At 62.5% G+C, this 16,609-nt stretch carries 19 protein-coding genes; 14 read left to right on the top strand and 5 right to left on the bottom strand.

Annotated features, from left to right (window positions below):
- Nucleotides 1-32: 32 nt before the first annotated feature.
- Both BMX17_RS07585 and BMX17_RS07580 read left to right on the top strand, forming a co-directional pair.
- Entirely contained in the window at nt 33-272 is a 240-nt protein-coding gene (locus tag BMX17_RS07585; RefSeq protein WP_092658884.1) for a DUF5816 domain-containing protein, read from the top strand.
- A gap of 122 nt (nt 273-394) precedes the next feature.
- Complete coding sequence (locus BMX17_RS07580; RefSeq protein WP_092658883.1) at nt 395-712, top strand: DUF7116 family protein; 318 nt, start codon at nt 395-397, stop codon at nt 710-712.
- On the opposite strand, the gene BMX17_RS07575 is transcribed toward BMX17_RS07580, so the two are convergent.
- On the bottom strand, nt 702-1,886 hold the full coding sequence (locus BMX17_RS07575) for a pyridoxal-phosphate-dependent aminotransferase family protein (RefSeq protein ID WP_092658882.1): 1,185 nt from the start codon (nt 1,884-1,886) through the stop codon (nt 702-704). The genes BMX17_RS07580 and BMX17_RS07575 overlap by 11 nt on opposite strands.
- 161 nt (nt 1,887-2,047) lie before the next feature.
- Here BMX17_RS07575 and BMX17_RS07570 point away from each other — a divergent pair, with 161 nt between their 5' ends.
- Genes BMX17_RS07570 through BMX17_RS07560 form a run of 3 tightly spaced genes read left to right on the top strand, consistent with a single transcriptional unit; the run spans nt 2,048 to nt 4,345 of the window.
- Nucleotides 2,048-3,028 carry a metal-dependent hydrolase gene (locus BMX17_RS07570; protein ID WP_092658881.1) on the top strand — a complete coding sequence of 327 codons (981 nt, stop codon included), beginning with the start codon at nt 2,048-2,050 and terminating at the stop codon, nt 3,026-3,028.
- A 40-nt stretch (nt 3,029-3,068) separates the two neighbouring features.
- Complete coding sequence (locus BMX17_RS07565) at nt 3,069-3,677, top strand: hypothetical protein (RefSeq protein ID WP_092658880.1); 609 nt, start codon at nt 3,069-3,071, stop codon at nt 3,675-3,677.
- Entirely contained in the window at nt 3,674-4,345 is a 672-nt protein-coding gene (locus BMX17_RS07560; RefSeq protein ID WP_092658879.1) for a DUF2238 domain-containing protein, read from the top strand. The genes BMX17_RS07565 and BMX17_RS07560 overlap by 4 nt, the downstream gene beginning before the upstream one ends.
- A 10-nt stretch (nt 4,346-4,355) precedes the next feature.
- On the opposite strand, the gene BMX17_RS07555 is transcribed toward BMX17_RS07560, so the two are convergent.
- Nucleotides 4,356-5,279 (bottom strand): TSUP family transporter, encoded by a 924-nt coding sequence (locus tag BMX17_RS07555; RefSeq protein WP_092658878.1) that lies wholly within the window; start codon nt 5,277-5,279, stop codon nt 4,356-4,358.
- Between the two features lie 427 nt (nt 5,280-5,706).
- Here BMX17_RS07555 and BMX17_RS07550 point away from each other — a divergent pair, with 427 nt between their 5' ends.
- From BMX17_RS07550 to BMX17_RS07520, 8 genes are all read left to right on the top strand, one after another.
- Nucleotides 5,707-7,254 (top strand): ATP-binding protein, encoded by a 1,548-nt coding sequence (locus BMX17_RS07550; protein WP_139203444.1) that lies wholly within the window; start codon nt 5,707-5,709, stop codon nt 7,252-7,254.
- Between the two features lie 46 nt (nt 7,255-7,300).
- A complete protein-coding gene (locus BMX17_RS27270) occupies nt 7,301-7,423 on the top strand; it encodes a hypothetical protein (RefSeq protein WP_280141366.1) in 123 nt (40 codons plus the stop codon).
- Nucleotides 7,424-7,539: 116 nt separating this feature from the next.
- Nucleotides 7,540-8,949, top strand: coding sequence for a PAS domain S-box protein (locus BMX17_RS07545; protein ID WP_092658876.1), 1,410 nt, complete (start codon nt 7,540-7,542; stop codon nt 8,947-8,949).
- Nucleotides 8,950-9,345: 396 nt separating this feature from the next.
- Nucleotides 9,346-10,443 carry a tail fiber domain-containing protein gene (locus tag BMX17_RS07540; protein ID WP_092658875.1) on the top strand — a complete coding sequence of 366 codons (1,098 nt, stop codon included), beginning with the start codon at nt 9,346-9,348 and terminating at the stop codon, nt 10,441-10,443.
- A gap of 86 nt (nt 10,444-10,529) precedes the next feature.
- Entirely contained in the window at nt 10,530-10,763 is a 234-nt protein-coding gene (locus BMX17_RS07535; RefSeq protein ID WP_139203443.1) for a hypothetical protein, read from the top strand.
- Nucleotides 10,756-12,039, top strand: coding sequence for a PKD domain-containing protein (locus BMX17_RS07530; RefSeq protein WP_092658873.1), 1,284 nt, complete (start codon nt 10,756-10,758; stop codon nt 12,037-12,039). The genes BMX17_RS07535 and BMX17_RS07530 overlap by 8 nt, the downstream gene beginning before the upstream one ends.
- A gap of 445 nt (nt 12,040-12,484) precedes the next feature.
- Nucleotides 12,485-12,874 carry a DUF5684 domain-containing protein gene (locus tag BMX17_RS07525; protein WP_092658872.1) on the top strand — a complete coding sequence of 130 codons (390 nt, stop codon included), beginning with the start codon at nt 12,485-12,487 and terminating at the stop codon, nt 12,872-12,874.
- A gap of 416 nt (nt 12,875-13,290) precedes the next feature.
- Nucleotides 13,291-13,674: a DUF7475 family protein gene (locus BMX17_RS07520; RefSeq protein WP_092658871.1), complete on the top strand. Its 384-nt coding sequence runs from the start codon at nt 13,291-13,293 to the stop codon at nt 13,672-13,674.
- 29 nt (nt 13,675-13,703) lie between these two features.
- Here the strand turns inward: BMX17_RS07520 and BMX17_RS07515 are convergent, their stop codons facing one another.
- On the bottom strand, nt 13,704-14,093 hold the full coding sequence (locus tag BMX17_RS07515) for a CopG family ribbon-helix-helix protein (protein ID WP_092658870.1): 390 nt from the start codon (nt 14,091-14,093) through the stop codon (nt 13,704-13,706).
- A gap of 105 nt (nt 14,094-14,198) precedes the next feature.
- On the opposite strand from BMX17_RS07515, the gene BMX17_RS07510 reads away from it, so the two are divergent.
- A complete protein-coding gene (locus BMX17_RS07510) occupies nt 14,199-15,083 on the top strand; it encodes a sulfite exporter TauE/SafE family protein (protein WP_092658869.1) in 885 nt (294 codons plus the stop codon).
- A gap of 211 nt (nt 15,084-15,294) precedes the next feature.
- On the opposite strand, the gene BMX17_RS07505 is transcribed toward BMX17_RS07510, so the two are convergent.
- Together BMX17_RS07505 and BMX17_RS07500 are read right to left on the bottom strand one after the other, a co-directional pair.
- Nucleotides 15,295-15,549, bottom strand: a complete 255-nt coding sequence (locus tag BMX17_RS07505) for a type II toxin-antitoxin system HicA family toxin (RefSeq protein ID WP_092658868.1) — start codon at nt 15,547-15,549, stop codon at nt 15,295-15,297.
- Nucleotides 15,550-15,553: 4 nt separating this feature from the next.
- Nucleotides 15,554-15,835, bottom strand: a complete 282-nt coding sequence (locus tag BMX17_RS07500) for a type II toxin-antitoxin system HicB family antitoxin (protein ID WP_092658867.1) — start codon at nt 15,833-15,835, stop codon at nt 15,554-15,556.
- Nucleotides 15,836-16,609 lie beyond the last annotated feature (774 nt).

Below are 16,609 nucleotides of genomic sequence, written 5' to 3'. Positions count from 1 at the left end.
GGCATTTAGGGGCGGAGCCACCAGTACACCGCATGGAAGCCCGGACGACCGAGGACGGAGAACAGCTGTACGTCGCCCGCGACGAGGCCGAGCGCGGCTCGAAAGGTCCCTTCTTCGTCGTCTACGCCGACCCCGACCGCGAGAACCGCTGGGGCTACTTCTGTTCGAACTGCGAGAGCTTCGACAACGCGATGGACGCGATGGGGCGCATCCAGTGTAACGTCTGCAGTAACATCCGCAAAGCCGACGAGTGGGACGCTGCCCACGAGTGACCCCGCGTCAGAACCGACACCCGCGTCACGCAACCCCCCGATGGCGCCGGTCCGGGGGAGTATCTATCGGTTTTCTATCAATTGAATACACTTAAGCAAGCGCGAGTCGTATGTCAAGTCGGATGGCGACTGTTACCACGCCACTAGCCGAGAAGGCAGAGGCCATTTTCACCGACCTTGGATACGTCGTCGAACGCGATGGACGGGAGTTGCGCGCGCAGCGAAAGTGGCGGATCGTAAACGTGACACCGGCCGACGAGCCGGTGACGCCGCGGGGATCCGGCGAGTTCCAGTGTCTCGTCACCTGGCAGGAGCAAGCGACGGAAGTCCGCGAACGATTACAACGGCGTGACCCCGACTACGAGTGGGCGGTTATCGGGATCGAAGAGAACGGCGAGTACGAAGTCTGTCACGCCCCGGACGCGAACGTCAGCGCTTGAGCGCGCGGCGGGCGGCGCTCGCGCCCGCATCCGCGTCGACGTCCGCGTCCAGCGCTTCGAGTGTGTTGCCGAGCGCGCTCACGAGCGCCAGCACGTTCTCTGGACGAGCGCTGTGTCCCATACAGCCGATGCGGAGGATCTCCCCGGAGAGATCGCCGAGGCCGCCGGCGATCTCGATCCCGTACTCCTCGAGGAGGGCGTCGATGACCGTCCCGTCGTCGACGCCGGCGGGCAGGCGAACGGCGTTCAGGCTCGGGAGCCACCAGTCCTCCTCGGGGTTGAGTGCCAGCCCCATCGCATCCACGCCGGCCTTGAGTGCGCCGGCCACACGGCGGTGGCGCGCCCAGCGGTTCTCGATGCCCTCCTCGGCGACCAGTCTGAGCGCCTCCCGGAGCGCGTAGACGTTCGTGATGGGCGCGGTGTGGTGGTAGGCCCGCTCGTCGCCCCAGTACTCCTGAAGCAAGGAGAGGTCGAGATACCACGACCGCACCGGCGTCTCGCGGGCCAGTACCTTGTCCATGGCCCGGTCGTTGAGCGTGAGCGGGCTGGCACCCGGCGGACAGGAGAGACACTTCTGGTCGGCGGAGTAGGCCACGTCGATCCCCCACTCGTCGACGCGCAACTCGACGCCGCCCAGCGAGGTGACGGTGTCGGCGATCACCAGCGCGTCGTGCTCGTGAGCGATACTCGTCAGTTCGGGCACGTTCGGCTGGAGGGTGCCGGTACTCGTCTCGGCGTGGACGAACCCGAAGATGTCGGGCTGGTGGCGGTCGAAGGCGGCCTCGACGGCGGCCGGGTCGAGCGGGTCGCCCCACGGAGCCTCGACGAAGACGGCCTCGCCGCCGGCGCGTTCGACCATCGCGGCCATCCGCTCGCCGAAGTAGCCGTTGCCCGGGACCAGAACCGTGTCGCCGGGTTCGGTGAGGTTGGCGACCGCGGCCTCCATCGACGCGGAGCCGGTCCCGCTCACCGGGATGGTCCACTGGTTGTCCGTCCGGAAGACGTACCGCAACAGCTCCTGCACGTCGTCCATGATCTCGACGAACGAGGGGTCGAGATGGCCCACGAGCGGCGTACTCATCGACCGCAATACGCGGGGATGCACGTCACTGGGCCCGGGACCCATCAACAGTCTATCGGGCGGCGACAGTTCCCCAACCCTCGGTCTGTCCATACCTGTTCGTTGTGAGAGACACCACCAAAAGTAGTGTGAGAGAACTGTTGGCATGGGTCAGTACCCCACCATCGAGTAGGCGGTGCCCACCGATCGGGAGAGAGCGCCGAGTGAGCGTGTCCCACGTGTCGCTTAAATACGCTCGTCACGAAGCTCGGTTGATGTTTCTGGGGCACGGACTGTTCGCGTTCGCCCTCGTCGCCCTCGGCGGCCACGCCGTCGGGTGGTCTCGCGAGCGTGCGCTGTGGCTCGGTGTCCTCGCCGGCGCGTTCGCGACCGTCCCCGACGTAGATATGCTGTACGCTCCCATCGGCTTACTCGGCGGGGCGAACGGTCTCCTCGACGCCTCCGAGGCGTTCTGGAACGCCAGCGCCGTCGTCCACCGGACGGTGACCCACTCGCTCGTCCTCGGTGTGGCCGCGGCGCTCGCGTACGGCCTGCTCGCCGTGCGGTACCGCTCGACGGTCCCGGCTCGCTACCGCCTGGCCGCCGTGACCGCCGGCGGAGGGCTGCTCGTCGCGCTCGTCGGGGTTGCGGCCGTCGTCAGCGGCGGGCTCGCGGCCGTCGTCGTCGCCCTGTTCTGTCTCGCCGGCCTCGCGGTGGCGGTCGTCGCGGCCAGACGCGGCGTCGACGCCCACCTCGTCGGCGCGACGGCGCTGATCGGACTCGGAACCCACCCGTTCGGCGACCTGTTCACCGGCGAGCCACCGGCGATGCTCTACCCGCTCGACGTGACCGTCTTCGCCGAGCGCGTGACGCTCCACCCCGACCCGACGCTGCACCTGCTGGGTGCGTTCGCGATCGAGCTGGCGACCATCTGGCTCGCCGCGTACGCACTCTTTGCTCTCACTGATCGGCGGTTCCGCGACTACCTCAGCCCCCGGGCCGGTCTCGGGACGGGGTACGCCGCGGCGGCACTGGCGATCCCGGCCCCCACCCTCTCTACGTCGTACCCGTTCGTGTTCTCGATCCTGCCGCTGGCCTCCGTCGGCGTCGTGGGGGCCGCGCGCGGACGGATGGGGCGTTCCCCGTTCCGACGATACCGGCCCACCCTCTCGGACTGGCCGACCGCGCTGGCGACCGGGCTGGCCGCCGTGACACTGGCTGCCGCGGGCTACACGCTCGCCTACCTCCTGGTTTGAGCCGATAACGTTTCACACCAGGACGCCGTACACCGGTGGTATGGACGAGGCGGGACTGAGCCGACTTCTCCGGAGTCGTCGGGGGAACGCGGTGTTGGCGTGGGCGTTCGTCGGTCTGGTACTGGTCGCGAGCCTTGCGAGTGCGGTGACGGGGAACCTGCTCTGGACGGCCTTTTCGGGCACAGTGGCCGTCATCGCGCTGCTGCCGGCCCTGCAGTTACGCTCGGTCTGGGTGATGCCACCGTGGGAGGTCGTCCTGCTGGCGACCGCGCCGGTTCTGGGCCACCTGTTCGCGGTCGAGTTGCTGACCGGACAGGCACAGAACACCGCCCGCTACGTCTCGGTCGCGGCGCTTTCCCTGCTCGTCGCCGTCGACCTCGACGGGTTCACCGCCGTCGAGATGACCGAGGGGTTCGGCGCGCTGTTCGTCGTCGTCACGACGCTGGCGACCGCCGGGGTCTGGGCGGTCGCCCGCTGGACCGCCGACGGCCTCCTGGGAACCGGCTTTCTCGCCTCCGAACACGCGCTGATGCTCGAATTCGTCGGCTCGACGACCGCCGGGGTCGCCGCCGGTCTGGTGTACGTCTTCTATCTGCGGCGGCGGATTCGACCCGACAAGCGCGTCCCCGTCGAGGTGCATTCGTCGTGAGACTGCGTGATATCGCGGGCATCTCGAGGCGGACACAAGCCCGCCTCTCGTGGGCGATGGAAGTGCTGCTGGTCGGCATCCTGTTGCTCGGGCTCTACCGCGGGGGCCCGGGCGTGGTCGTCAACACCCTCATCGCCCTGGCGGTCACCCAGTTGCCGCCCCTGCTCGAACGGGACTTCGAACTTCCGATGGATCCGGCGCTGACGCTGTGGATCACGACGGCCGTCTTCCTGCACGCGCTGGGGACGCTCGGCCTGCCCTGGTCCGACCTCTCCTTTTACCAGTCGATCTGGTGGTGGGACCACCTCACCCACGGTCTGTCGGCCTCGGTCGTGGCCGCCGTCGGCTACGCCACCGCGCGCTCGTTCGACGAACACGCCGAGGGCGTCGTCCTGCCGCCGAAGTTCATGTTCGTGTTCATCCTGCTTTTCGTGCTGGCCTTCGGCGTCCTGTGGGAAGTGCTGGAGTTTTTGCTCACCGAGATCACCGCCGTGTTCGGAATCGGCACTTTCCTCACCCAGTACGGGCTGGAGGACACGATGCTGGATCTGGTGTTCGATTCGGTGGGCGCGGTGGTCGTCGCGACCTGGGGGACGGCTCACCTCAACGATGTGGTCGGTGCGCTGGACGAGCGCATCGAGGAGTGGCTGGCGACGCGCAACGAGTGAGTCGCCGGGCTCAGAGGAACAGCGCCGGAATCGTGTTCCGGAAGATGTTGAGCGAGATCACGAACAGCAGGGCGACGACGAACCAGTTGAACTTCGCCTCGTCGATCTCCAGTCGCCGGAGGTAAGTCCCGATGAGCAGGCCGACGACGGTGACGACGGCGATGACCGACCCGAGCCACAGCCGGTAGGTCGTCATGAGGTCCGTAAAGAGGGTCATCTGGACGATCCGGACGGTGAAGATCGTCGCCAGTACCATCGAGAGTCCGCCGATGTACCGCTCTACGTCGCGCTCGAAGGTGTGGAAGTACGCCGGCAGGAGCGGCCCGAGGTTGGCCACTGCCAGCAGGAACCCTTCCAGAAACCCGGCTGTGCCGAGCGCGAGCGGATGGTGGGCTTCCCGGACGGTCACGAAGTTCTGGACGACCTGGAAGACGACGTACCCGAAGATGACCAGGCCGATCAGGAACGGGACGATGGGGCCAGCGCTGAACTCGGCGAGAAAGACCACGCCGACGACCGATCCCACCACGGCCAGCGCCAGTAGCGCCCACTCCGTCTTGATAAACTCCAGCCCGGTGTCCGTCTCCCCGATCTGGAACATATTGAGCATCCAGGGCGGGATCGCGAGGACGACGACCGCCAGCGTCGGGTCGATGACCGTCGCGAAGATCGGCGTCGTAATGAGTGCGTAGCCGAAGCCGATCATCCCCTTGACCGCGCCCGCGACGACCGCGACGAGGACGAACGCGGCGAGCAGGCCAGCCGACACGTCCGACTGGATCCCTCTCGTGACGTTGTCCATCCCCGGGAAGAAGACGATCGACCCGGCGACGACCATCGCGGTCGCGAAGACCATCATCACCTCCCGATACCGGAAGTCCCGCAGATTCGTGAGGAACTGTGCCACGTCGAGATTCGTGTTGCTCGTACCCATGGAAGACTGACGAGCGAGACCGACTCGTCGGTTGTCCGCCCTAATCGACACACCCTCTTGGACCTGCACTTGCCAGTAAGAACGGGTACCGATCCGAGAGCCGCCGTCGCGGCCGAAACGGCACCGCTGGCCGCGCTGGACCTCTTCGAGACGTGAACTCCCCGGTTCGGCGGCGACTCAGAATGCGGCAACATTTTCGATAGGCGCTGTGAGTCCCTGCGATCGCGTCCTCGACGCTGGTCCGGCGACCGGCGACGAGGGATCGGTTGCTTTTTTGACCACGCTCCGGTCATTTGTACCGAGAACTATTTCGGTACCATCGACCACCCGGGGTGACGGATCGCCGCGATCGGTCTGGTCGCTCGCGATTCTTTTCTCCGGGCTGGTGTTCGGTTCGATCAACGTCTGGCACCTGCGTGGTGAACCTGTGATCGGGATTCTGACAGGTGTTGCGCTCCCGTTCGGTCTCTCGGTCTCGATCCTGGTCGTGGGGTGGTTACTCTACGTCGACCGGCTTCCGGCCGAGTACGCGCCGCGGATGGTGATCTGGCTCGTGTTCGGCGTCGTCGTGACGGGAGGGATGGCGGCGCTGTTCGTCGGCTACGAACGGGCGCACGGGGCGATCGTCGTCCACGCGACACACGTGGTCGTCAACTCGATGTCGGGTGGGGCCGCCGCCGGGTTACTGATCGGGTACTACGACGGGCAGCGCAAGCGATGGCTCGAACAGCACCGGACCAGCGAGCAGGTGGTAGACACGATCCGGCGTGTCAACCAGCGCGTCGTCGAGGCCGAGAGCCGCGACGAACTGTTCGACGCGATCTGCACCGAGTTCGCGGCCTCGGACCCGTACGTCTTCGCGTGGGTCGGCACCGATCACGGCGAAGAGATCCGGCCCGTCGCCGCGGCCGGCGTCAGCGAGTCGTACCTCGACGAGATCGAGATCTCGTTGGCGGACGACGACCTCGCGCAGGGACCGACGGCGACCGCGGTCGAGACGGGAGAGATTCAGGTGGTCCAGTACATCCGGACCGATCCGGAGTACGAACCCTGGCGGAAACCGGCGCTGGAATACGGCTTCCGATCGAGTGCGGCCATCCCGATTCACCTCGCGGCCACTCGATACGGCGTCCTCAACGTCTACTCGGACCGACCAGAGGCGTTCACGGATCGTGAAGAGAGGGTGCTCGAAGACCTGAGCGACGCTGTGGCCCATGCGCTGTACCGCCTCGACGTGGAACGTCGCCAGCGAGAGCAGTACGAGCAACTCGAACGGGAGAACGAGCGCCTCGATCGGTTCGCCAGCATCGTCTCCCACGACCTCCGGAACCCGCTGAACGTCGCCGAGTTACACACCGATATGCTGGCCGACACCTGTGACGACGACAGCCATCTCCCCAAGATCGAAGACGCCCACGAGCGGATGGAGGAGATCATCGAAGACACGCTCACGCTGGCCCGGGAGGGAGAGGCAGTCACCGAGACGGAGCCGATTCACCTCGCGTCGCTCGCCGAGCGGTGCTGGGCCACCGTCGACACGGCCGACGCGACGCTCTCTGTCACGGCCGACGCGGTCGTCGAAGCCGACGAGGAACGCCTCCGCCACGTCTTCGAGAACCTCTTCAGGAATTCGGTGGAACACGGCGGCGAGACGGCCACTGTCACGGTCGGTCCGCTCGAAGCGGCGTCGAGAAGCGACGGCGACGGGACCGATTCGACGGCTATCGACGGCTTCTACGTCGAGGACGACGGCCCCGGCATCCCGCCGGGGGAGCGCGAGAAGGTCTTCGAGCCCGGATACAGCGACGCCGAGGACGGCACCGGGCTCGGCCTGGCCATCGTCCGGGAGATCGTCGACGCCCACGGCTGGGACGTGACGATCACCGAGAGCGGTGGCTCGGAGGCCGAACAGCGTGCGTCCTCGGGCGGTGCGCAGTTCGAGATCACCGGCGTCGACGGTCGACTGGCCACCTGACCGGCACTGGGCCAACTGCGACTCGACGTACCCACGGACACACTGTTTGCTCCGGTCGCTCGCCGCCGAAGGCACTGGCACAGAAGTCACACACTGCGGCGTCGTCGCTGACGGCCCGGTAGCGGGCGTGGTGATCGCTGTCTTCGGCTTCGAGTTCGTCGATCTATAGATTAAGACCCGTCGGCTGGCGGCGTATCGGTGCGGTCGACATCGAGCGTGGATTCGTCGACTCGAACTGTCCGACAGAACGAAATAATATGAATCACCATCTGTTGATCTGTTTCAATGCGTTCGCCGCGACATAGATCCAGTAGAGAAAGGCGGTGTCGACGGATTCTGGACTGTGCTCCGGATTACGTGGTGGTCGTCACTGCGTCGGGGACTATCGACTACGTCTCACCGGTCGTCGAGCGGGTGCTGGGGTACACTCCCGGCGAGTTGCTCGGGACGGACGCTTTCGAGTACGTTCATCAGGCCGACACGGAGCAGGTCCGGGACGACTTCGAGACGAAGCTCGAAAACCCCGGCGTCGAGACCGACGTCACGTACCGCGTTCGCGCGAGCGATGGGAGTTATCGATGGGTGGAAGCCCAGGGTCGAAACTACCTCGATAATCCGTCGATCGGGGGAATCTTGCTGGCTGTCCGGGACATCACCGACAGGAAACGGAAGATACGTGACCTGATAGACGAGCGGGACATCCGTACTGCGTTGCAGGACGCACTGGCCAGTCCGACCTCGATTTCGGAGTTTGCAACCACCGTCTGTGAGGAGTTGGCCGCCATTGACGCCGTCGCGTCCGCGAAAGTCACTCTGGGACCACCCGAAGACAGTGCAGAAACGTTCGCACGTTCGAGCGGGTCGCCACAGTGTGATGACAGTTCTGAAGTCGAGGTGCTTTCAGTCCCGGTCTCGTACGACGGCATCACTCGTGGGACACTCTACGCACGGGCGACCGCGTCCGTCGATAACTGTGAACGGGTTCGGGAGCTAGTCGAGGAATGCGCAGAGCTCCTCGGGCACGCGATCGGAGACGACGAGCGTCGGCGAGCGCTGGCAGCCGAACGCTGGGTTCAGTTCACCGTTACGGTCGACTCGGCAGCGTCGCCGCTATCGCGTGCCGTCGACGAAGTCGGTGGCCCCGTGACGATGACGGCCCTCGTCCCACACGGGGACGACGAGGCGCTGTGCTATCTGTCGCCGGAGAAGCCGTCGGCGTTCGCGTCGGCAGCCAGCGAAACGACCGGGATCGAACAGGTGCGTCGCGCTGGTGATGAGCGGGTGCAGGCGGTCGTTACGGAGCCGATACCCTGCAACGTCGTCACGAGCCACGGCGGGACGATCAGGCAAGCACACATCGAGTCGACGAGTTCGACGGTGGTAGTCCGATTTCCCGACGGAGAGGCCTTCGATCCGGTTCTCGATGCTCTCGCACAGCGATTCGACGACGTTGGGATCGCCGATTTCACGACAGCAGCGGCTGACACCGACGACGACAGCGAGCCGCTCGGGAGGCTGACGGACCGCCAGCGGGAGGTACTCGAAGTCGCCTTTCGCTCGGGATACTTCGAGAAACCGCGACCTAACGACGCGACCGCGGTCGCCGAGACGCTCGACATCGCCCGACCGACCTACGACGAGATACTCAGGGCTGCCCAGCGCAATCTCCTTTCGGAACTGTTCGACGGGGAGTAGCGAAGTTCCACTGCGGGCCGGACGGACGCGGCGGTCGAGTCCCTACTAGTGTAGGGATAGAGTCCTTGTCCCTCCTCCGAGAAGGACGTAGCAGGCGAGAGTGAACGCGAGTGTTTGCCGGAACCTGGCAAAGGGGGATCCAGCGGTGGCTGTCCGGGACGTTTCGAGACGGACTCGGAGTCGCGCTGGCAGAGTCGCAATTAGTCGGTTCCGCGACTCTGTTGAACTGGCGCCGCTGGAACGGCCGACGTTCGATCCCTGACCAATCAGTCGTGTGGATATGAGAGGGGAGAAAGTCGGTCTGACGGGGTCGACCGCCCGGCGCCGGTGGGAGAACGTGGCAGCAGGTTCTCGGGAAGCAACTGGTTCCACTCCAGACGGAGGATCTCAGCATGAGTGACATCGACGACAGACTCGACCGACTCGAATCGCAACTCGAAAAAACAGCAGCGGACGATCGAAGAGCAACGTGAGCTCATCGAGGCCCAGCGTGACCGTCTCGATGCACTGGCGACCGGCGACGAGACTGGGGCTCGTGAGGACCTGCCGGTCAGCCGTCGGTCAGCGCTGACGGCCGGCGGACTGCTGGCGCTGCTGGGACTGGGAGCAAGTACGGCCTCGGCATCGAATCCCACGGGGCAGGTCGGAACGCAGAACCGACCGATTCGGGCGTTGTTCACCGAGGAGGTGAACGGTGGTCTCACCGGGGGCGCGGCCCTGACCGACCTTCGAGGAACGGGTATCGGAATCGATGCAGAAACGTTGGCCGTCGAGGACGGGGGAATCGATACGGGACAACTCGCGAGTGATGCCGTTGGTTCTGGCGAGATCGCGAGCGGTGCTGTCGATACTGATGAGTTGGCGAGCAGTGCTGTCGATACTGATGAGTTGGCGAGCGGTGCTGTCGGAACCGCGACGATAGCGAGTGGTGCCGTCGGATCCGGTAAAATCGCGAGTGGCGCTGTCGATATTGAACAGATCAACACCTCGGACTTCGGTAGTAATACAGAACAGTGGGTGCTGGAAAACACCAACCTTGAGGTCGGATCCGGAATTTTCTCCGGGGGCGACATCGTTCCGACCGGAACCAGTTCTGCGCTGGGTTCCCCGTCGGACCTGGATAGTATGAACGCTTGGGAGAATATTTATTACCAGAGTGGCGGCCTGAATGAAGAATCCGACGGACGGTTGAAAGAGAACGTACGAGCGATCGACGGAGGGCTCGATCGGTTACAGAGTATTCGACCGGTCAGTTACGAGCTCAAAGACCGGGACGATCCAGAGACGAAACTCGGATTCATCGCGCAGGAACTCGAAGACGGCATCCCCGAGGCCGTCAACGAACCTGCGGACTCGGATGGGTATTATGGGGTCAACTACACAGGCGTGATACCCGTCACCGTCGATGCTATTCAGGAACTCGCCGAGGAACAGGAACGGCTTCGAGACCGGGTCGAGGAACTCGAAAGCCGACTGAACACGAGGGAGGAGTGAACCGATGGCTGCGGAGTACTCAGCGACCGTGGAAAGACAGGGGGTCGTCGGGACGACCCGTTCGGATCTGAATGGGGGAGGTCACGATGAGTGACATCGACGACAGACTCGACCGACTCGAATCGCTGGTCGAACGACAGCGAGAGGCCATCGAGAAACGGCGCGAACGCCGTGTGGAACTCGAAGCAGAAACCGAGCCGCGCCGCGGGGAGAACGGCCGACTACGCGAGCGCAGCGCCGAGCTAGAATCGCGACTCGACCGTATCGAGGCTCAGCACGGCGTTGATGGGGCAGACCAGCAAGGAGTGGCCGATGACTGAAAACGACACGGCGACCGGGCGAGCGCAGCGACCAACAGAGTCCGTCGTGCCGAAACTCGCCGCACTGGCAGTTACACTGTTGCTGGTGGTCGCGGTCCTGCCTGCATCCGCAACCGGAAGTGCGGCCGCGGCGGGCAACGACGCGGTGATCACCGGCGATGTGGTATACGAGACGGATTCCGGGCTGACGGTGACCGACACGACGGGTGCGGACGTCGCCGACAATCCGTTCGACGACGGCGAGACGCTGGATCTCGTGGACCTGACGCTGTCGGCAGCGAGTGACACCGGAGTCACCGTCGACCAGCGCACTGGTGACTACACGAACCTCACGGCTATCGACGCCAGCACCGACATCACCGTCGATCCCGCCGACAAACAGCCGGTCGTGCTCCAGCGCGACTCGACCGCGCTCGATTTCGCGAGCGTGGACTTCGACGCCACGAACGAGGGCGTCGACCTCACGTACGAGGCCGGGAGCACGGTCGGCCTGACGATACAGGAAACGGGGCTCCCCGAGGGAGCGACTGTCGAAGCCATCGACACCGATTCGGGAGCCACACTGACCACCGCCACCGTCGACGCGAGCGGTGCCGTCGCGGTCACCGGACTGCCAAGTGGGAGCCACGCGGTCGATCTCGAGGACCCCGCGACTCGCCCGAGTGGGGGCGGCCGAGACGCCGACACCACACCCCCGACGGCCGACGCCGGCCCGAACAGAACCGTAACCGTCGGTGAACCCGTTACCCTCGACGGCAGTGGCTCCTCGGACGACGAGGAGATCGATCACTACCAGTGGTCTCTGGCCGGGGAATTCGGCTACAGGACTGGTGAGACCGTCTCGTGGACCTTCGACGGCCCCGGCGAGTACACAGTCGAACTGTCGGTGACCGACGGAAGCTTCAACACTGATACCGACACCGTGGTCGTCACGGTCACCGAGACAGACTCGAAAACGAACGCTCCCGAGACCGGGGTCACCGATGACACGGCGACGCCAGAGACCGGTGAAACGGTGTCACCGATCGCCACCGTGGCTCCGACGACGGAACGAGCCGACAGCCAGTCACGCACCGCGTCACCCCCGTCGAGTACGGAGACGACTGATCGAGACAGACCACCGGTAGCTGTAGAGACCGAAGGTACCCCACAGACGACAGGTGACCCCCGGACCGGAGCGACTGTCACGAGTTCAGGTTCTGGTCCCGGATTCGGGGTGCTACTGACAGTTCTGGGGCTTTTTGGTACGGTCTGTCTGGTGCGACGTGGGTCGTGAACACCCTCGTCCAGATGGGTCCCTCAGGGTGATCTTCAGGAGCACGGGTAGGTGTCGCATCACTAATTGCTCCTTCCGGGTCAACGGCGGAGTCGAACCCATCGGAGGAGGCCACAAGTTGGAGGTCGTCGCCCACTTCATCGCTCTGTGAGGGAGAGATCTGGAACGTGCGATTAAACGTACCAGTGCCATTTACCATGGTTGCCTGGACACGGTACTGCCCCGCGTCGGTCCCGAGGCATCTTGTGAGTACTGAGTTGGAGCGCCGGAACACCCTGCAAGAACGACCATCGGGAGTGTCAACACTACTAACCTATGCTGTTGGAGGGCCATTGGGACACACAGTCGGTCTCTCTTTCTACACTGGTATAGACACACTCGTAGGGTTTCTCCCTCGGAAACAGCGGCCTGACCTCTTCAATACCGGGGCTGAATGTTCCAATCGATGCTATCAGTGATGAACGCGATTGTTCCGTTGCAGACCAATGGTAACGCCAACATCGAACCGCTCGCTGTGTTGGCCGTCACTATCGTGATTTTCGCCGGGTTCTGGAAAACGTTTGAGAAGGCCGGTGAACCGGGATGGGCTGGAATCATCCCGATATACAACCTATACGTACTGAACAGAATAAGCGGAAACGCATGGTGGTGGTTTCTCCTGTTTTTCGTTCCCGTAATCAACTTCTTCGCCTTGGCCAAAATCAGCATCAACATCGCTGAGAAGTTCAATAGGGGGGTCCTGTTCGGCCTCGGACTTATGTTTCTCTCGTTCATTTTCTACCCGGTTCTCGGGTTCGGTAGCTACCAGTATCAAGACACCACACAGCACAGTTAGGGGTGCTGTTTAGTGGTTGTTTGGACAGCACCCATCTGAGACCTTGTCTCAAATACGTGCCTTCTATCTCGCATACCGAACCAATCTATCGTGGAGCTATCAATTAGCGCCTGATGGATTCGAAGCAAAAAAAGTAGCACTTCTGTACAGACCGATTCGATTCACTGTAATCAGAGAGCGGTGAGTGCAAGACACGCGCTGTCTATTCAGCAGTTCAGAACGATCCCATCAATAGCTATCAGATAACAGGTGCTGCATACAGAGGATGTGGTCAGCATTAGAGCTGTATTTTTTCACGTCGAAACTCTGACCGAACTGCCCACTACTCGCTCGCGAGTTGAATTGCGTCGTATGATGGAATCTGGAGCTGGATAATAACAGTCCTTATCTAAAAGCGCTAACGAAATAGTATTGTGATGAATGGACAAAATAGCTCGGGAGGTCGGATCGGTTCGCTCACTCAGGTCCAGTGGCTAGCAGTTGCGTTAGTCGTCGTCACTGGCGTCCTCCACGTCTATGCTGGTATCGTCGAGGGGCGGATTCCCGTTGCACTCGCTGGTGTCGGCTACGCCGGTGCACTTGTACTCTTTCTCCTCGACTACCGGCGGCGGCTGCTCTACCTGATCGGGGTTCCGTATACTGCCGTGCAATTCCCCCTCTGGATCGTGGCCAAGTCAGAATACGGGATGATCGACTACGTCGACAAGGCGGTCCAAGTCGTCTTGATCCTCGTATTGCTCTATCTCTATCTGAACACGCCGTCGGAGTCGAGCGGAAACACGGCAACACCAGCGAACTGAATCAGCGAATTCGCAGGCATATCCCCCGCTCAATTATCTCGAATCACCATGATTTTCACTCGGTTTACGCCGTCGAAGTCACGAAGTCGGTAGGTCAATTCCCGAACGCGTTCACCTGTCCCCTGACAGAACAAAGACTCGAGACACCACTCTCCCTGATGAGTGTGACTCGTGTTGAGAATCACGTCCTGATAGTCGTGCTGGACACCGTGCAGTTCCTCGATCACCTCGTGATGGCGGTAGTCAAAGGCGACGAGCGCAATAACGTCCTCGCTGAGGTCCTCGAGCCGGGAATGGGACTCGATGTACTCCTGCATGGCTTCACGAACCGCTCGTGACCGATTGTCGAGTCCTTCATCTTGCCAGACCTGATCGAACTCTTCGACGACCGCGTCCGGGATATTGAAACTCGTTCGCATGGGAGGTGGTTCTCGCGCTCGGCTGAAGAGTCCCCGGTATGATGTGCCCCTCGATTCGGTATTAACAACCGTTTTCCACGCCGTTAGCGGAACCTTCGACAACGGATGATTCCACCGGATACGCTGGGTCTGTTCGTCGGCGCGGTCGCCCTCGGCGCGATTCACGGCATCGAGCCGGGTCACGGGTGGCCAGTCGCTGCCTCGTACGCCCTCGACCAGACGAACAAGTGGCTCTACGGGTTCGCCGCGAGTTTCATCCTCGGGGTCGGCCACCTCATCAGCAGCATCGCAATGGTCGCGGTGTTCTTCTACGCGAAGAGCTACTTCAGCCTGACGGAGGTCAACGAACCCATCGAGCTGGTGGCTGGCGTCTTGCTCGGTGGACCGGTCAGTGTCGTCGCCGGTGTCCTGCTCATCCTCCTCGGTATTCGAGAGTACCGCCACGGCAGCTCACACGAGGGCCACAACCATGCGGAAGATCATACCCACAGCCACGAGGGGGGCCACCGGCACGGTGACACAGCGCTACACGGGAGCGTGTTGACCGACGCGGGACACCACAGCCAAGAGAGCGGGCAAGACCACCCAAACGAGAACTATTCACACGATCACGATGCGGCCGATAGCTTTTGGGCGCGACTGAAGGCCCTCGTTCCGTTCGTCGGTGGACATTCGCACTCGGACGGACGCCTTGACGAGACACCCGACCGAGGCCTGCTCGGCATCGCCTGGTTCGCCTTCTTGTTGGGGTTCGCCCATGAAGAGGAGTTCGAGATTATCGCGTTGTGTGCTGGGTCGAACTACTGTCTCGAACTGATGAGCGCCTACGCGCTAACCGTCATTATCGGCATCGTTGGGCTAACGTTGTTGCTCATCGCGGGATACGAACACTACGAGGCGACGGTCGAACAGTACACACTGTACCTCCCGGCATTCTCTGCAACCGTCCTCATCACCATGGGTGTCGGCTTCATTCTCGGCGTGTTCTGACCGGGCTGGCCGACTCGCACCCTGTATGCAGCAATCGAACCGTGATGAGCTTCGAACACACCACACCAGGGAACGCGGTCGCTATGAATTATCTGAGAGTAATATTTATTACTTCCAGAAATGTACACCCGGAACACTACCGAGCGAGTTTCTACTAGTAGCTTTGTCTCTGTGCGATAGTAGATCGAACCTCCGGGAAGATTGCCACAGACTAGCTATTTCGGTCGATCCACGCACAGAATTCGTCGAAATCTTTCGCGCCGGCCTGCTCGGCGATGCTCCGCAACGTCCCCGTATCGACCTCGTCGTGCATCGGCACTGGAACCGTCCGCGCGTCCGAATCGTGATCCGCTGGCGGTTCCCAGCGGAGAATCGCGTGGTCGCCGTTCGTCCGGTCCCATTCGTAGATTCCACTGTTGACCATCACCTTCACGACCTCCCTGCCGGAAAACGGTCCCCGAGCCATTCGGTTACTCGAAGATATCCGACTCGTCCAGCGATCCAGCGGTGTTCTGCTCGGGGTCGATCCCCATCTCTCGGAGGTCGTCGTCACTCGGTGACTCTCCGGCACCGTGATAGCCGGCGACGGCATCGTCGAGGTTTTCGAGTGCAGCCCGTCGAGTCTGCCCCTGCGAGGTAACACCCGTGTCCTCGTCGCGGGCGACCCACACCTCGCCGCTCTCGCCCAGCGATAGCGAGATGTTGATCGGCCCCGGCTCGTCGTCGCCGGCGTCGTCGGTGTCGGTGCTCATACATAGGAAGAGGTCTGGTGGTCGAATAAATCTGGCGTGTCCAGTAGCTGATCCGGACAACCCGTGAGTGGGCCACCGCTGATCGAAGGTGTAAACGGACTTTCGGAGATCCGATATGAGTATTCTGCGGTGATGGATACAGAGCGTCTATGCAGCACTCGGTAATATTGATTTCACGTTGACATTGGCGAATCGACTGCTCAGTGTGCGTGCGTATTGCGCATCAGTCGCTAGGAGACGATTGGCGGGTGGTTGGTGCTTCGTTGTCGGTTTTGTTGGGAGACTTGTGTGCAAGCGCGACTCCAGCATACACACCGCCAATCCAGAGACAACCCAAGAGAACCACTACCGATACGTCATCCGCGAGGAACGTACTGTTCGGCGTGTATAACATTAGTGCGGGTCCCAACACACCAACGAGCGAGTACCAGAACTTCGAGTGAGGACCAGACCATCTGGTTCGATACTGGGGATATGCGAGCAACCCGTACACTGCGATTGACGCCGTAACTGCGATACTACCTCCAATCCATAAATCTCCACGCCGTATGCCGAATAGGTAGCCAAGTACGGCACCAATTCCGAGACCGACTAACGCCGAGGACCAAGACTTCATACCGGAGACAACGGCTGGCTGGGTGATAAGTTGTTTCTCTGTACTGAGCGATCTAACCACCCGTGATCGGAAGGTAACTCCATGCAAGATTTGCGCCCTCTATTCAGCAATCCAAACGTGATGAACTTTGAACACACCACACCAGGGAACGCGGTCGC

It is taken from the genome of Halorientalis persicus, assembly GCF_900110215.1.
Taxonomy (GTDB): domain Archaea; phylum Halobacteriota; class Halobacteria; order Halobacteriales; family Haloarculaceae; genus Halorientalis; species Halorientalis persica.
This window is presented reverse-complemented; position numbering and strand designations above follow the sequence as displayed.

Bases quoted from the DNA above. Each gene is read 5' to 3' on its own strand.
- BMX17_RS07570 (WP_092658881.1), top strand. From the start codon at position 2,048: ATGTTTCTGGGGCACGGACTGTTCGCGTTCGCCCTCGTCGCCCTCGGC.
- BMX17_RS07545 (WP_092658876.1), top strand. From the start codon at position 7,540: ATGCGTTCGCCGCGACATAGATCCAGTAGAGAAAGGCGGTGTCGACGG.
- BMX17_RS07530 (WP_092658873.1), top strand. From the start codon at position 10,756: ATGACTGAAAACGACACGGCGACCGGGCGAGCGCAGCGACCAACAGAG.
- BMX17_RS07515 (WP_092658870.1), bottom strand. From the start codon at position 14,093: ATGCGAACGAGTTTCAATATCCCGGACGCGGTCGTCGAAGAGTTCGAT.
- BMX17_RS07565 (WP_092658880.1), top strand. From the start codon at position 3,069: ATGGACGAGGCGGGACTGAGCCGACTTCTCCGGAGTCGTCGGGGGAAC.
- BMX17_RS07575 (WP_092658882.1), bottom strand. From the start codon at position 1,886: ATGGACAGACCGAGGGTTGGGGAACTGTCGCCGCCCGATAGACTGTTG.
- BMX17_RS07520 (WP_092658871.1), top strand. From the start codon at position 13,291: ATGAATGGACAAAATAGCTCGGGAGGTCGGATCGGTTCGCTCACTCAG.
- BMX17_RS07500 (WP_092658867.1), bottom strand. From the start codon at position 15,835: ATGAGCACCGACACCGACGACGCCGGCGACGACGAGCCGGGGCCGATC.
- BMX17_RS07580 (WP_092658883.1), top strand. From the start codon at position 395: ATGGCGACTGTTACCACGCCACTAGCCGAGAAGGCAGAGGCCATTTTC.
- BMX17_RS07525 (WP_092658872.1), top strand. From the start codon at position 12,485: ATGCTATCAGTGATGAACGCGATTGTTCCGTTGCAGACCAATGGTAAC.
- BMX17_RS07585 (WP_092658884.1), top strand. From the start codon at position 33: ATGGAAGCCCGGACGACCGAGGACGGAGAACAGCTGTACGTCGCCCGC.
- BMX17_RS07510 (WP_092658869.1), top strand. From the start codon at position 14,199: ATGATTCCACCGGATACGCTGGGTCTGTTCGTCGGCGCGGTCGCCCTC.
- BMX17_RS07535 (WP_139203443.1), top strand. From the start codon at position 10,530: ATGAGTGACATCGACGACAGACTCGACCGACTCGAATCGCTGGTCGAA.
- BMX17_RS07505 (WP_092658868.1), bottom strand. From the start codon at position 15,549: ATGGCTCGGGGACCGTTTTCCGGCAGGGAGGTCGTGAAGGTGATGGTC.
- BMX17_RS07555 (WP_092658878.1), bottom strand. From the start codon at position 5,279: ATGGGTACGAGCAACACGAATCTCGACGTGGCACAGTTCCTCACGAAT.